At 67.0% G+C, this 15,469-nt stretch carries 10 protein-coding genes; 8 read left to right on the forward strand and 2 right to left on the reverse strand.

Going from position 1 to position 15,469, the window contains the following annotated elements; all coding sequences use genetic code 11:
• Positions 1-7: 7 nt before the first annotated feature.
• The 4 genes from carB (at position 8) to recJ (ending at position 6,563) form a co-directional block, all read left to right on the forward strand.
• Positions 8-3,250 (forward strand): carbamoyl-phosphate synthase large subunit, encoded by a 3,243-nt coding sequence (gene carB / locus QRO95_RS14050; RefSeq protein ID WP_032128799.1) that lies wholly within the window; start codon positions 8-10, stop codon positions 3,248-3,250.
• Between the two features lie 8 nt (positions 3,251-3,258).
• Complete coding sequence (gene greA / locus QRO95_RS14055) at positions 3,259-3,723, forward strand: transcription elongation factor GreA (RefSeq protein ID WP_026347191.1); 465 nt, start codon at positions 3,259-3,261, stop codon at positions 3,721-3,723.
• Positions 3,724-3,727: 4 nt separating this feature from the next.
• A complete protein-coding gene (locus tag QRO95_RS14060; protein ID WP_285302827.1) occupies positions 3,728-4,645 on the forward strand; it encodes a phosphoglycerate mutase in 918 nt (305 codons plus the stop codon).
• Positions 4,646-4,805: 160 nt separating this feature from the next.
• Positions 4,806-6,563 carry a single-stranded-DNA-specific exonuclease RecJ gene (gene recJ, locus QRO95_RS14065; RefSeq protein ID WP_285302828.1) on the forward strand — a complete coding sequence of 586 codons (1,758 nt, stop codon included), beginning with the start codon at positions 4,806-4,808 and terminating at the stop codon, positions 6,561-6,563.
• Between the two features lie 85 nt (positions 6,564-6,648).
• On the opposite strand, the gene QRO95_RS14070 is transcribed toward recJ, so the two are convergent.
• The gene (locus QRO95_RS14070) at positions 6,649-7,698 is read right to left on the reverse strand and encodes a DUF1176 domain-containing protein (RefSeq protein WP_285302829.1); all 1,050 of its coding nucleotides are present in this window, start codon (positions 7,696-7,698) and stop codon (positions 6,649-6,651) included.
• 131 nt (positions 7,699-7,829) lie between these two features.
• Here QRO95_RS14070 and QRO95_RS14075 point away from each other — a divergent pair, with 131 nt between their 5' ends.
• The gene (locus QRO95_RS14075; protein ID WP_285302830.1) at positions 7,830-10,742 is read left to right on the forward strand and encodes a VIT domain-containing protein; all 2,913 of its coding nucleotides are present in this window, start codon (positions 7,830-7,832) and stop codon (positions 10,740-10,742) included.
• A 119-nt stretch (positions 10,743-10,861) separates the two neighbouring features.
• On the opposite strand, the gene QRO95_RS14080 is transcribed toward QRO95_RS14075, so the two are convergent.
• Positions 10,862-12,070 carry an acyltransferase family protein gene (locus tag QRO95_RS14080; protein ID WP_285302831.1) on the reverse strand — a complete coding sequence of 403 codons (1,209 nt, stop codon included), beginning with the start codon at positions 12,068-12,070 and terminating at the stop codon, positions 10,862-10,864.
• 134 nt (positions 12,071-12,204) lie between these two features.
• Between QRO95_RS14080 and QRO95_RS14085 the strand changes: the two genes are divergently transcribed.
• From QRO95_RS14085 to QRO95_RS14095, 3 genes are all read left to right on the forward strand, one after another.
• The gene (locus QRO95_RS14085) at positions 12,205-13,107 is read left to right on the forward strand and encodes a LytTR family DNA-binding domain-containing protein (protein WP_285302832.1); all 903 of its coding nucleotides are present in this window, start codon (positions 12,205-12,207) and stop codon (positions 13,105-13,107) included.
• A gap of 70 nt (positions 13,108-13,177) precedes the next feature.
• Positions 13,178-14,303 (forward strand): peptide chain release factor 2 gene (gene prfB, locus QRO95_RS14090; RefSeq protein WP_097048047.1). Its coding sequence is split into 2 segments (ribosomal slippage): positions 13,178-13,252 and positions 13,254-14,303, totalling 1,125 coding nucleotides; the frame shifts between segments, so codons are not numbered across the junction.
• 152 nt (positions 14,304-14,455) lie between these two features.
• Complete coding sequence (locus QRO95_RS14095) at positions 14,456-15,238, forward strand: helix-turn-helix transcriptional regulator (RefSeq protein ID WP_097048048.1); 783 nt, start codon at positions 14,456-14,458, stop codon at positions 15,236-15,238.
• The last annotated feature ends 231 nt before the right edge of the window (positions 15,239-15,469 follow it).

Here is a 15,469-nt window from a genome sequence, read left to right on the forward strand (position 1 = left end):
GAAGAAAATGCCCAAGCGCACTGACCTCAAGACCATCCTCATCATCGGTGCTGGCCCGATCGTCATCGGCCAGGCCTGCGAGTTCGACTACTCCGGCGCCCAGGCCTGCAAGGCCCTGCGTGACGAGGGTTACCGCGTGGTGCTGGTCAACAGCAACCCGGCCACGATCATGACGGACCCGGAGATGGCCGACGCCGTCTACATCGAGCCGATCAACTGGCAGACGGTCGAGAAGATCATCGCCAAGGAAAAGCCCGATGCGCTGCTGCCGACCATGGGTGGCCAGACCGCGTTGAACTGCGCGCTGGACCTGGCCGACAACGGCGTGCTGGAGAAGTACAACGTCGAGCTGATCGGCGCCAAACGCGAAGCGATCCGCATGGCCGAAGACCGCGAGCTGTTCCGCGTCGCCATGGGTGAGATCGGCCTGGAATGCCCGACCGCCGCCGTCGCCCACACCCTGGACGAAGCGCTGGAGATCCAGACCCGCGTCGGTTACCCGACCATCATCCGCCCCAGCTTCACCCTGGGCGGCAGCGGTGGCGGCATCGCCTACAACCGCGAAGAGCTGGTCGAGATCGTCAGCCGCGGCCTGGAACTGTCGCCGACCACCGAAGTGCTGGTGGAAGAGTCGGTGCTGGGCTGGAAGGAGTTCGAGATGGAAGTGGTCCGCGATACGGCGGATAACTGCATCATCGTCTGCTCGATCGAGAACCTGGACCCGATGGGCGTGCACACCGGTGACTCGATCACCGTGGCGCCGGCGCAGACCCTGACCGACAAGGAATACCAGCGCCTGCGCGATGCCTCCATCGCCGTGCTGCGCAAGATCGGCGTCGATACCGGTGGCTCGAACGTGCAGTTCGGCATCAACCCGAAGACCGGCCGCGTGGTCGTCATCGAGATGAACCCGCGCGTGTCGCGTTCCTCGGCGCTGGCCTCCAAGGCCACCGGCTTCCCGATCGCCAAGGTCGCCGCCAAGCTGGCCGTGGGATACACCCTGGACGAACTGAAGAACGAAATCACCGGTGGCCTGACCCCGGCCTCGTTCGAGCCGTCGATCGACTACGTCGTCACCAAGATCCCGCGTTTCGCCTTCGAGAAGTTCCCGGCCGCCGATGCCCGCCTGACCACCCAGATGAAGTCGGTGGGCGAGGTGATGGCAATGGGCCGTACCTTCCAGGAGTCGGTGCAGAAGGCGCTGCGTGGCCTGGAAACCGGCAAGGTCGGCTTCGACCCGACCGGCCTGGACCTGAGCAACGAAGAAGACCTGCAGACCCTGCGCCGCGAGCTGAAGGCCCCGGGCCCGGAGCGCCTGTTCTTCGTCGCTGATGCGTTCCGCGCCGGCATGAGCGTGGAAGAGATCTACGCACTGTCGTTCATCGATCACTGGTTCCTGGACCAGATCGAGGAAATCATCGCGGCCGAAGCCGAAGTCGCTGCCGGTGGCATCGACGCGCTGGACGCCGCCCGCCTGCGCAAGCTGAAGCGCGCCGGCTTCTCCGACGCGCGCCTGGCGCAGCTGACCGGCACCAACGAAGCCGCCATCCGCGCGCTGCGTCGTGCGCACAAGGTGCGCCCGGTCTACAAGCGCGTGGATTCCTGCGCCGGTGAGTTCTCCACCGGCACCGCCTACCTGTACTCGACCTACGAGGACGAGTGCGAGGCCGCGCCGAGCAACCGCGACAAGATCATGATCCTGGGTGGTGGCCCGAACCGCATCGGCCAGGGCATCGAGTTCGACTACTGCTGCGTGCACGCGGCACTGGCGCTGCGCGAGGATGGCTATGAAACCATCATGGTCAACTGCAACCCGGAAACCGTGTCGACCGACTACGACACCTCCGACCGCCTGTACTTCGAACCGCTGACCCTGGAAGACGTGCTGGAAATCGTCGAACTGGAACAGCCGAAGGGCGTGATCGTGCAGTACGGCGGCCAGACCCCGCTGAAGCTGGCGCGCGCGCTGGAAGCCAACGGCGTGCCGGTGATCGGCACCAGCCCGGACTCCATCGACCTGGCCGAAGACCGTGAGCGCTTCCAGCAGCTGGTGGACAAGCTGGGCCTGAAGCAGCCGCCGAACCGCATCGCCCGCAACGACCAGGAAGCCCTGCTGCTGGCCCGCGAGATCGGCTACCCGCTGGTGGTGCGCCCGAGCTACGTGCTGGGCGGCCGTGCGATGGAAATCGTCTACGGCGAAGCCGACCTGGCCCGCTACGTGCGCGACGCGGTCAAGGTGTCCAACGATTCGCCGGTGCTGCTGGACCGCTTCCTCGACAATGCCGTGGAGTGCGACGTCGACATCATTGCCGATGCCCAGGGCAACGTCCTGATCGGCGGCGTGATGGAGCACATCGAAGAAGCCGGCGTGCACTCGGGCGATTCCTCGTGCTCGCTGCCGCCGTACTCGCTGTCGGCTGAAACCCAGGCCGAGCTGCGTCGCCAGGTGGTGGAACTGGCCAAGGCCCTGAACGTGGTCGGCCTGATGAACACCCAGTTCGCGATCCAGACCAGCGATGAAGGTGCCGACACCATCTACCTGCTGGAAGTGAACCCGCGTGCCTCGCGCACCGTGCCGTTCGTGTCCAAGGCTACCGGCATGCCGCTGGCCAAGATCGCCGCCCGCTGCATGGCCGGCAAAACGCTGGCCGAGCAGGGCGCGACCAAGGAAATCGTGCCGGACTACTACTCGGTGAAGGAGGCGATCTTCCCGTTCGCCAAGTTCCAGGGCGTCGACCCGATCCTCGGGCCGGAGATGCGCTCCACCGGTGAGGTGATGGGCGTCGGTCGCACCTTCAACGCCGCCTTCGCGCGTGCGCAGGAAGCCGGTGGCATCAAGGCGCCGCCGGTCGGCAAGGCCTTCGTCTCGGTCCGCGATCCGGACAAGAAGCGCGTGCTGCCGGTGGCCAAGGCACTGCTGGCGCGTGGCTACAGCCTGGTCGCCACCCGTGGCACCGCCGCGTGGCTGCAGCAGCACGGCATGGACTGCGAGATCATCAACAAGGTGGTCGAAGGCCGTCCGCACATCGTCGACTCGATCAAGAACGGCGAGATCGTCTACATCGTCAACACGACCGAAGGTCGTTCGGCGATCAACGACTCGTTCTCGATCCGTCGCGAGGCGCTGCAGCATCGCGTCACCTACTCGACCACCATTGCCGGCGCCAAGGCGCTGGTGGATTCACTGGAATTCCGCGGCACCGGCCCCGTCTGGTCGCTGCAGGAGCTGCACAAGGAGTTGAATGCATGAGAGCCCCCATCACGATGAAGGGCGCGCAGAAGCTGCGCGACGAACTGGATCACCTGAAGTCGGTCAAGCGCCCGAAGGTGATCGCCGCGATCGCCGAAGCGCGTGAGCATGGCGACCTGAAGGAAAATGCCGAGTACCACGCCGCGCGCGAGGAACAGGGCTTCATCGAAGGCCGCATCAAGCAGCTGGAAGGCGAGCTGTCGCACGCCGAGATCATCGACGTGAGCAAGCTCAATGCCGGCTCCAAGGTGGTGTTCGGCGCCAGCGTGACTCTGGCCGACGTGGAAACCGACGAAGAGAAGAAGTACCAGATCGTCGGTGACCTGGAAGCGGACATCAAGCTGGGCCTGATCGCCATCTCCTCGCCGGTGGCGCGCGCGATGATCGGCAAGCTGGAAGGCGATTCGATCGTGATCGACGCCCCGGCCGGCCAGCGCGAGTACGAGATCGTCAGCGTCAGCTACGTGGACTGACCCGGTGGCAACGGCGACCCTGCTGTTGCCCGCGCGCAGCCGCTTTGCAGCGGCTGCGCTGCCTGATGACGTGGCGCGTGCCCTGGGCCGCGCCAACGCCTCGCAGTTCGAAGCCGGCGAGCGGGCACAGCTGCAGCGCCATTTCACGGTCGCCGCGCCGCACTGGCCGGTGGCCGCACTGAGCCGCCAGCGTGACGTCGGCGATGCTGCCGGCGCAGGCTGGCTGCGTGCCGATCCGGCCTGCATGGTGCCGGACATGCACGGTGCGCGGATGATGGCCTATGGCGAAACACTGCGGCCGACGCTGGCCGACAGCCTGGCCCTGCTGCCGGTGCTGCAGCCGTTGTTCGCCGATGCCGGGTTCGTGCTCGACGCGCCCGATCCCTCGCGCTGGTACCTGCGGCTTCCGATCGACCTGGCCCTGCCGGACTTCGACAGTCCGGACGAGGTGCTGGGCGATGACCTGTTCTCGCACCTGCCGGAAGGCGAGGGCGGTCGCCGCTGGCGGGCGCTCATGACCGAAGCGCAGGTGCTGCTGCACAACCATTCCTGGAACCAGCAGCGCGCCGCGCAGGGACAACAGCCGATCAATTCGCTGTGGTTCTGGGGCGGTGGCGTGATGCCAGTGTCGGTCAGCACAGCGCATGCGCAGGTGCGCAGTCGTGATGCCCTGCTGCAGGGCCTGGCTCTGGCGGCGGGCGTGGCCGTGGATGGCGAGCAGGCGGTGGATGCACTGGTCGACCTGCGCCAGCTGCGCTCCCTGCAGCAGCTCGGCAATGATGCGATCCGTCCGCTGCTGGCTGCGCTGAAGCGTGGCGAGCTGCAGCGGCTGGTGCTGGATTTCGAGGATGGCCTGCAGTTTCAGCTGGATCGTGGCCAGCGCTGGCAGTTCTGGAAAAAGCCGCGGCAGCTTCACGATTGAGCGGGATCGGATCCGTTTTCCATCGGAAAACGGCTCTGACCCCCGATGTTTGCCGGGGTTGCCGGCCAGCGGCCGGCACTACCGCAGGAGCCGGGCGCAATCCCGCCAGCCTCTCCCACGCGCGGTATCATCCCTCTGTCTTTCGTAACCGGCGATGCCGATGTCCCTTGCCGCCGATGCCGTGCAGCCCTCCTCTGATACGCCGACGATCCGCCGCCGCGATGCGGTTGCGCCCGCCAACTGGCCGGAGGGCACTCTGCCGTTGCTGGCGCGGCTCTACGCCAGTCGCGGTGCCGGTACCCCGGAGCTGGCGCTGCCGAAGCTGGGCAGCCTGCATGCGCCCGAGCTGCTGACCGGCATCGACGATGCAGTGGGCCTTCTGGTCGAGGCCATCGCCAACGACAAGCGCATCCTGGTGGTCGGCGATTTCGACTGCGATGGTGCTACCGCCTGTGCGGTCGGTGTGCGTGGCCTGCGCATGCTCGGCGCGCAGCATGTCTTCCACGCGGTGCCGAACCGCATGGTGCACGGCTATGGCCTGTCACCTTCACTGGTGGAGGAGTTGGCCGAGCTGCAGCCGGATCTGCTGGTTACGGTCGACCACGGCATTGCGTGCCACGCGGGTGTCATCGCGGCCAAGGCGCGTGGCTGGCAGGTGCTGGTCACCGATCATCATCTTCCCGGTCCGCAGCTGCCGCCTGCCGATGTCATCGTCGATCCGAATCTGGACGGCGACGCCTTCCCCAGCAAGTCGTTGGCCGGTGTCGGCGTGATCTTCTACGTGCTGATGGCGCTGCGCCGGCAGATGCGCGAGGCCGGCGTCTTTGCCGATGGCAAGGGGCCGGACCTGACCACGCTGCTGGACCTGGTGGCGGTCGGCACCGTTGCCGACCTGGTGGCACTGGATCCGAACAACCGTGCGCTGGTCAGTGCGGGCCTACGCCGTCTACGCGCAGGGCAGGGCTGTGTCGGCCTGCGTGCGCTGATCGAAGCCAGCGGCCGTGACGCCGCGCGACTGACTGCCACCGACATCGGCTTCGCACTCGGCCCGCGCCTGAACGCGGCGGGCCGGCTGGAGGACATGGCGCTGGGCATCGCGCTGCTGCTGACCGAAGATCCGCGCCAGGCGCGCGAGATCGCGCAGACGCTGGAGCAGATCAATTCGGAACGGCGCGCGGTGCAGCAATCGATGACCGATGACGCCGAGCAGGCGTTGACCCACGTGGTGCTGGACATGGCCGGCCAGCGCCCGGTGGCGGCCTGCCTGTTCAATGCCGATTGGCACCCGGGCGTGGTCGGCCTGGTCGCATCGAAGATGAAGGATCGCCTGCATCGCCCGGTCATTGCCTTCGCCCCGGCCGAACCGGGCGCCGACACGCTGCGTGGCTCGGCGCGCTCGATTCCCGGCCTGCACATCCGTGACGCGCTGGCACTGGTCGACGCGCGCCATCCGGGTCTGATCGAACGCTTCGGTGGGCATGCCATGGCGGCTGGATTGAGCATGCGGCTGGATCACGTCGATGACTTCAAGGCCGCCTTCGTGGCTGTCGTGCTGGAAATGCTCGACCCCGCGGCATTGCAGCAGCAGGTTCTCAGCGACGGCGAACTGGCCGCCGACGAGCTGGACCATCGTCACGCCGATGCGTTGCGCCTGGCTGGACCGTGGGGTCAGGGCTTCCCCGAACCGCTGTTCGATGGCCACTTCGAAGTGGCCAACTGGCGCGTACTGAAGGAGCGCCACCTGAAGCTGGAACTGCGCCTGCCGGGCGTGCCTGGCACGATCAATGCGATCCATTTCGGCGGCTGGCACGGCAACGCACCCGGCCGTCATGTGCATCTGGCCTATCGACTGGCCTGCGACGACTATCGCGGCGGCAGCGCCATCCAACTGATCGTCGAGCACTGCCTGCCTGCATGAGAAAAAGGGGACGGAGGGGATTAAGTCGCTTGTGCCTTGTTTGCCACTTGCGACTTAATCCCCTCCGTCCCCTTTTTCTGTGGCGTCAGCGGACCTCGCTGACCAGCATCGGCAGTTCCCAGGTGCCACCGGGTACGCCCCGGCATAGACCCGGTGCCACCTCGGACGTCGCGATGAAGTTCGTCCCGTCCCACGTCCAGGCTGCGTGCGAAATGCAGTCAGCGAGGCCGCGGCCCTTCTGCGCGGCAATGATCTGGCCGTCGGCGTAGTCGATCGCATCGCTGGTCACCCATTGCGCCTGGAACGGCGCCTGCGGGCGCGCGACCCAATAGCCATCGCCGATGTTGTAGGCCCCGCGCCAACACGGGACCGTGACCAGCACATGCTGCGCGTCCAGGCGCCGGACCTGCAGCGGGGAGTTGCTGAACGGAACGTCGGCATCAGTTTCCTGCAGGCCTTCGCAGCTGTCGTCCTCCAGCGTGGCACGCAGTGCTGCGCGCAGGGCGGGTGAGGCGGCCAGCCGCGCGAACGCCGGGGCGTCCGGGGTCGAGTCCAGGGTGGCGGCCTTGCGCACAACCGGCGCCGGCAGTCCGGCGGGGACGCTGGATTCAGGCATGCTGCCCTTGCGCATCACGGCGCCGGGCGTGCGGAGGCGGCCCTGGTACTCATCGATCTTCAGCAGTACCGCTGCGGCACCCTTGTCCGACAGCGGCCAGCGATGGCCAGCGCCATCGGTCACGCTGATTCCTCCATCGCGTACCAGTGCGGACAACAGTGCGCTGGTCTGAGCGGCATTCAAGCTGTGCGTGCCTTCGCCCTTTGCGGTTGCCAGAACGCCCAGATCCTGCTGCTGGATGCGCAGATGCAGTGCGCCCTTGGGCTGGGTCTGGCCTTCTTCCGGCTGCAGCGTCAGGCGGCCCTGGATGGCCTGATCCGGGCCGCCCTTGCGGGTGAGCAGCACACTCAGGGTGCTGTCATCGTCGGTGGCGTAGCCGGCGGCGCGGCAGGTCAAGGTGTTGTCACAGGCCACGACCCAGTCGTGGTGCTGGAAATACAGGCTTTTGGCCGGAGCCGCAGCAAGGGCCGTCAGGGGGCAGGCCAGTGCCAACAGAGTGGCCAGCAGGGGCAATCGCATCGGCATCCTTGCGCGTGTGGGAGCGTGGGGCATGGTGCCTGTGGATGGGGGCAAAGAAAAGCCGAGCACGGTCCAACCCCATTCCGGCTGTCCGTGCGTTCAAACGTCCACGATTCCTCTGGAGCCCTGTCATGCTCTTCGTCCGTTGCTGCGCTGTGTTGTTGCTGGCCCTCGCGGCCGGGCCTGTCGGCGCTCAGTCGCCACGCATTGCCAGGCCGCAAGCCACCACCCCGCTGTTGATTGCGCCCGCCGCCGAACAGCCGGTGCAGCTGCAGCGTGCCCGCATCGAAGGCGGGGTCCAGGCCGGCGTCGCCCAGACCAGGATCACCCTCGAATTCCACAACCCGAACCGGCGCGTGCTGGAGGGCGAGCTGCAGTTCCCGCTGGCCGATGGCCAGCAGATCACGGGCTTCGCGCTGGACATCAACGGTGAACTGCGTGACGCCGTGCCGGTGCCCAAGGACCGTGGCCGCCAGGTGTTCGAGGAAATCGCCCGCCGCGGTGTCGACCCGGGCCTGCTGGAACAGACTGCCGGCAACCAGTTCCGCCTGCGTATCTATCCGCTGCCGGCCGGCGGCAGCCGGCGCGTGCAGCTGGTGATTCGTGAACCGCTGGCCTTCGCCGGCCAGGGCTGGCAGTGGACGCTGCCGCTGCAGTTCGCCGCTGGCGCTGCATCGGTTGAGTTGAAGCTGCAGGCGCCGGAAGCGGCCACCGCAGGTACGGCTCCGTTCCGCATCAACGCGGGCCAGCTGCACTGGCAGGGAAAGGGCGCGCGGTTGCCGACCCAGCTGCAGTGGAGCCTGCCCGCAGCACGTCAGGCACAGGTGCAGGTGGCGCCCTGGCAGGACGGGCACTACCTGCTGGCGCAGCTGCCGGTGTCGCCCCGCAGCACGCCGCGCACGCTTCCCAGCGAAATCGGCCTGCTGTGGGACGGCTCCGGGTCCTCGGGTCAGCGCGACCGCACACGTGAGTTCGCACTGCTGGATCGCTATTTCGCCGCGATGGGTGACGGCACAGTGGCGTTGACCGTGCTGCGCGACCGCGCCGAACCGGTGCGTCGCTTCCGTGTCCGTGCGGGCAACTGGAGCGAGCTGCGTGCAGCACTGCAGGCCGTACGCCCTGACGGTGCCAGCGCGCTGGCGCAGTGGCAGCCGCAACCGAGCGTGAAGGAATACCTGCTGGTCAGCGATGGCCTGCTGACCTATGGACCGGAAGCATTGCCAGCAATCGCACCGCAGCAGCGCCTGTTCGCGGTCAGCAGTGCTGGCGCGCGAACCGATGCAGTGCGCCTGCACGGCTGGAGCGAAGCCCATGGCGGACGCTTCGTCGCGCTGGGCAAGGATGTTGATGCGGCCGCTCGCGAACTGCTGTCGTCGCCGTTGGACGTGCAGGTCGATGCGGGCCGTGGCGTACAGGATGTTGTGATCGATCGTCGCAGCGAGGCCGAAGGCTGGCTATGGCTGCATGCCCGCCTTGCGGCGGACGGCGTGCCGATGCGGGTGCGCGTGGGCGGCGGTGAATGGCAGGCGCTGCCGGCAACGCAGAAGAGTGACGACGGTGAGCTGCTGGCCGGCTTGTGGGCGCAGGCCCGTCTGCAGCAACTCGGCGCCGACCGCCGAGGCAACCGCGAGGCAATGCAACTGCTGTCGCAGCAGTTCGGCCTGGTCGGACCGGACACCTCGCTGATCGTGCTGGAAACCCTGGAGGACTACCTGCGCTACGCGATCCGCCCGTCCGGCAATCTGCGCGCCGAGTACGATGCCCGCTTCGCACGGCAGGTGAGCGATCGCGCCGCCGCCGATCGCCAGCGCCTGGACCAGGTTGCCGCACGCTGGAAGGAGCGCCAGCAGTGGTGGAACCGCAGCTGGCCGAAGGGAGCGCCTCCACAGTTGAAAGGCGGGGCGCTGGAAGTTGCATCCGCGGACTACGCGATGGACTCGGCGCCGGTGGCGATGCTCGCTGCGCCGGCCCCCGCGGCACCGCCCGCGCCGGCACCGATGGCCGCAGCTGCCGAGCAGCGCATGGAAGCCAGCAGCGCGCGTGCACGTCGCTCAGCGTCCGCATCGAACAAGGCCCTGGATTCAATCACGGTCACTGGTGGTCGTGTCGCTGCGCCCGCTGCCGCCAACAATGGGGAGCTCGGCATCCAGCTGGCGGCGTGGCAGCCGGATTCGGCCATCGCCCGGCGCCTGCGCCAGGGCCCGGCGTCGCAACTGTATGACCGCTACCTGGCCGAGCGCGATGCACACGCCGACAGCAGTGCGTTCTTCCTCGACGTGGCCGACCTGCTGCTGGAGCAGGGCCAGCGCGAACTGGCATTGCGCGTGCTGTCGAACCTGGCCGAGATGGACCTGGACAACCGCCACCTGTTACGTGTGCTCGGCTACCGGCTGATGCAGGCCGATGCCCCGGCACTGGCGGTGCCGGTGTTCGAGCAGGTGCTCGCGATGGGCCAGGAGGAACCGCAGAGCTTCCGCGATCTGGGCCTGGCACTGGCGGCTGCGGGCAAGCCGCAGCAGGCGTTGGCGCCGCTGTACCAGGTGGTGGTGCGGCCGTGGGACAACCGCTTCGACGGCATCGCCCTGATCGCATTGGACGAATTGACCAACCTGGTGGCAGGCAGCACGACACGGCTGGATACCCGCGGCATCGACCCGCGCCTGTTGCAGGCGATGCCGTTGGACCTGCGCGTGGTGCTGTCGTGGGATGCCGACAACAGCGACATGGACCTGTGGGTGACCGACCCGAACGGCGAGCGCGCCTACTACGGCAACCGCCTGACCTATCAGGGTGGGCAGATGTCGCAGGACTTCACCGGCGGCTACGGTCCTGAGCAGTTCTCGCTGCGCAACGCCAAGCCCGGCAAGTACAAGGTGGAGGCGAACTACTTCGGCAGCCGCCAGCAGCTGGTGACCGGTGCGACGACCCTGATGCTGCGGCTGACCACGCACTGGGGCATGCCGAAGCAGAAGGACCAGATGGTCACGATGCGGTTGAAGGACCGTGCCGAGACTGTGCTGGTTGGCGAGTTCGAGGTGAAATGATCGATCCCGGGCTTTTGTAGAGTCGAGCTTGCTCGACTGCCTCAAGGTGGAGCCGAGCCCATACTCGGCTCACGGCAGAAGCAACCGATCGCGGGCTCGGCTCTACAACGGCACCGAACTCAGCGCGCCGTTGCGGCGCGTGCAATCGGCGACGCTGGCGGATCGGCACGTAGGCCGAACAGCGGCCGCAGCCAGCGCGAGCGGCGGATCAGCAGCTCGTGGATCAGCAGGCAGCCGCTTATCGTGCCAGCCACCAGTAGTACAGGTTCCAGCCACGGGCCCAGCTGCAGCGGGCGCAGCGCGTACAGCAGAACGATCAGCACAGTCTGATGCAGGATGTACCAACTGAACACGGCTTCGCGGCAGTAGTTCAGACCGTGCCAGGGACGGTCCAGCAACACGCGCGCCCAGCCGAACAGGGTCAGCAGCATGCACCACGTATACAACGCGCGGCCGACGCGTTCGGTCTGGGCCCACGGCAGTGCCAGCACCCACGCATCCAGATCGCTCACATGCGGCAGGCGCGCCAGCGCGCGGATGCCCAGCTCCAGGCAGAGCCCCAGCACCGCCAGGGCCAGGGTCAGGCGACGCCCGCGCACCAGCAGATCCCAGCCGCGCTGCCAGCGTGCCGCCAGGAAGCCGCCGAGGAACAGTGGCAGCGACTCGGCATGCACATACACGTCGTCCAGCAGGGCATGGGTGGGTGGCCAACGCGGCATCAGTACCAGCAGGGACCAGGCCAGCCAGGCTACCGGCAGCGCCAGCAGCAGGGTGCCCAGCAGGCGATCACCGGGTTGCCAGCGCGGCAGCGCCCTGCGCAATGGTCGGAGCAGGCTGGCCAGCACGACCGCCAGCACCGTGTAGGGCAGAAGGTAGGCCAGGTACCAGAGATGATTCCAGGTGAAGCCGTAGGCGGCACCACTGAAGTGCGCGCCCGGCCACGGCCGGAACTGCCAGTAGCGCCATAGGAAATGGCCCAGCCCCGGTGCCACGTCACCCTTGTCCAAGGCCTCGCAGTAGGCCTGCAGGGACACCACCGCGACGATACCGAAGACCAGGGGCAGCAGCAGGCGCCAGCTACGGCGGAGCGTGTGCTGCAGTCGCCCGTGGTCTGGCAGGGAAAGGCCCAAGGCGATACCACTGATGGCAAACAGCAGCGGCATGCGCCAGCGGTTCAGCGCGATCATCGGCCACTGCAGCCATTCGGCGGTGTAGGCGCTCTTGAGGTGGAAGTCCCAGCCGGCCACATAGGCCATGGCGGCGTGGTAGAGGATCAGCAACGCGAAGGCGGCGATGCGCAGGGTGTCCAGATCGTGGCGACGGTGCATGGCAATGGGCGTCAGGAGGATGCTTCACCTTCCGCCGCAAGGCTCAGCGTCGCCAGCGGACAGGGTGCAGTGGCAGCCTTGCAGGGTCCAATGGAGGGGTTGTTGGGACCAATGGCCGATGCGGAAAGGGTCGGATGGGCAACAATGGCGGCATGGAAAATGGAGATCCGGCGGTCGATCCCGCCCTTGTTGCAGATCGTCCCAACCGCGCGGGCATGGCTGCAGTGTTCTGGTCGCTGCTGTTCCTGTGTACCGCTGCGGGCAATGTGCTGGCGCAGTGGATGCGGGCATTGCGGGACGCCCAGCCATTCCCGGGCCTTGCGGCTTCGATCGAGGAGTTCAGCAGTGCGCTTGCCAGCCTGGGCCTGCTGGCACTTCTGCATGCCGCCGCTCACCGCTGGCCGTTGCATGCAGACACCTGGCGGCGCCGGATCGGCTTCTACGTGCTGGGTGGCGTTGCCTGGTGGCTGTTGCATGTCAGTGCCATGGTGCTGATGCGCAAGCTGGCCTTCGCCCTGATTGGCCAGCACTACACCTATGGCGCCTGGCCGGCGCAGTGGTTCTACGAGTTCTTCAAGGACGTGCAGACCTACAGCCTGCTGGTGATTGCCGTGCACGCCGTGGCCTGGTTCGGCCGCCAGCGGCAGGGTGAAGCGCACCTGCTGGCCGAGCCCGATGTCGGCCCGCCGGTGGAGCCGGTCGAGCGCCCCCAGCACTTCCTGGTGCGCAAGCTGGGCAAGGAGTTCCTGGTCGCCACCGCCGACGTGGAGTACGCCCAGGCGGCGGGGAACTACGTGAACCTGCGGGTACGCGGCCACGACTACCCGCTGCGGATCACCATGGCGGTGCTGGAGCAGCGGCTGGACCCGGGTGAGTTCCTGCGTCCGCACCGCAGCTGGCTGATCCATCGGGGCCAGCTGCGCTCGATCGAGCCGCTGGACGGCGGCGAGGCCCTGCTGCACATGGCCGATGGAGCGAAGGTGCCCTGCAGCCGGCGCCAGCTGCCGCTGCTGCGGCAGGCGCTGGGGGCAGGGTGAGGCCCTCATTCCGGGCATCCCCGGCCTGCGGTATCATTACCAGTCATCTTTTGAATGCATAACCGCCGACATGATCGAACTGAATCCTGTCCGCCAGCGCATCACCGATCTGACCGATCGCGTGCTGTCGCTTCGGGGGTATCTTTGACTACGACGCCAAGAAAGAGCGTCTTGAAGAAGTAACGCGGGAGCTGGAAAGCCCCGACGTCTGGAACAACGCCGAATACGCCCAGAACCTGGGCCGCGAGCGTTCCAGCCTGGAAAAGACCGTGGGCGGCATCGCCTCGGTGCTGGACGGCCTGGCTGATGCCACCGAACTGCTTGAGCTGGCTGAGTCCGAACAGGACGAAGACACCGCGCTGGCCGTGGTCGCCGACCTGGACAAGCACCAGTCGCACGTGGAGAAGCTGGAGTTCCAGCGCATGTTCTCCGGCGAGATGGACAATGCTGCCGCGTTCGTCGACATCCAGGCCGGTGCCGGTGGCACCGAAGCCCAGGACTGGGCCGAGATCCTGCTGCGCATGTACCTGCGCTGGTGTGAATCGCGCGGCTGGAAGACCGAGCTGATGGAAGTCTCCGGCGGTGACGTCGCGGGCATCAAGTCGGCCACGCTGCGCGTGGAAGGCGACTACGCCTATGGCTGGCTGAAGACCGAGACCGGCGTGCACCGCCTGGTGCGCAAGTCGCCGTTCGACTCGGACAACCGCCGCCACACCAGCTTCACCTCGGTGTTTGTGTCGCCTGAAATCGATGACAACATCGACATCACCATCAACCCGGCCGACCTGCGGACCGACGTGTACCGTTCGTCCGGTGCCGGTGGCCAGCACGTGAACAAGACCGAGTCGGCGGTGCGAATCACCCACATCCCGACCAATATCGTCGTGGCCTGCCAGACCGGCCGCAGCCAGCACCAGAACCGCGACAACGCGATGAAGATGCTGGCCGCCAAGCTGTATGAGCTGGAGATCCAGAAGCGCAACGCCGAAAAGGACGCCGTGGAAGCCACCAAGTCCGACATCGGCTGGGGCAGCCAGATCCGTAACTACGTGCTCGACCAGAGCCGTATCAAGGACCTGCGTACTGGCATCGAGCGTTCGGATACGCAGAAGGTGCTGGACGGCGACCTCGACGAATTCGTCGAAGCCAGCCTGAAGGCCGGCCTGGCCGTGGGCTCCAAGCGCGTCGATGCCTGATCGACGTGCCTGCGCGGAGATCGTCACCCTCGCGCGCAACGCCGAGGGTGGTTGAACCGTTTTTGTGTAGAGCCGAGCCATGCTCGGCTGCTTTTCGCGAGCTGGCGGACGCGTCGAGCATGGCTCGACGCTACAAAGGGTAGGACGGGCCGATGATGCGCAGCGAAAGTGAACGCAAGGAACTCGGCGGCTTCCTCAAGGCCTGCCGTGCCCGTGTCGACCCCGCCACGCTCGGCCTCCCGGCCGGGCGCCGACGCACCCCGGGCCTGAAGCGGGAGGAAGTCGCACTGGCGATCGGGGTCAGCGTCAGCTGGTACACCTGGATCGAACAGGGCCGCGAAGTGCGCGCCTCGCCCGAGGTGCTGGAGCGGCTGGCGCAGGTGCTGCGCATGAGCGACGACGAACGCGCCTACGCGTTCGCGCTGTCCGGCTACGGCGTGCCGCTGGAATCACCGGACGAGAGCGTGACCGACGGCCTGCGCCAGCTGGTCGAGGCCATGCAGCCGATCCCGGCCTACGTACGCAATACCCGCTACGACATCCTGGCCTGGAACCCGGCCATCGCCGAGCTGTTCGTGGATTACAGCCAGCTGGCGCCGCACGAGCGCAACACGCTGCGGCTGATGTTCCTGTATCCGCCGTACCGCACGCTGATCCTCAACTGGGAAGAAATGACCCGCGGCCTGCTGGCAGGCTTCCGCGCGGCGATGGCGCAGGCGCCGGACAAGGCCCCGTTCCTGGCGCTGGCCGAGGACATCGCTGGGCACAGCGAGGAGTTCCGCCAGTGGTGGCCGGAGCACGACGTGCGCCGGTTCGACGAAGGTGCGAAGAAGCTGAACCACCCAACGCGGGGGTTGCTGGACCTGCAATACGTGGCGCTGGTGCCGGAGAGTCGGCACGACCTGTCACTGGTTACCTACCTGCCGCGTAGGTAGGGGGTTGTTCGGCAGGGCTTGCAGCCCTGCACCTGCTTCAAGCCGAAGCAACGGCAACAGCAACAGCGAGCTATCCGTAGGTTGGCGGGGCGGTGTCGGAGTGCGGGGACGCCGCAAGTACGTCCGTGTAGGCTTGGCAGCCGCATCCACGCGGCTGACACCCCGCACTCCGACACCGCCCCGCCTCTGACAGATTCCGGCGGCTGTTGGTAGGTGTCGACCTTGGTCGAC

This window comes from Stenotrophomonas maltophilia group sp. Smal13 (genome assembly GCF_030236855.1).
Lineage (GTDB): Bacteria > Pseudomonadota > Gammaproteobacteria > Xanthomonadales > Xanthomonadaceae > Stenotrophomonas > Stenotrophomonas maltophilia_A.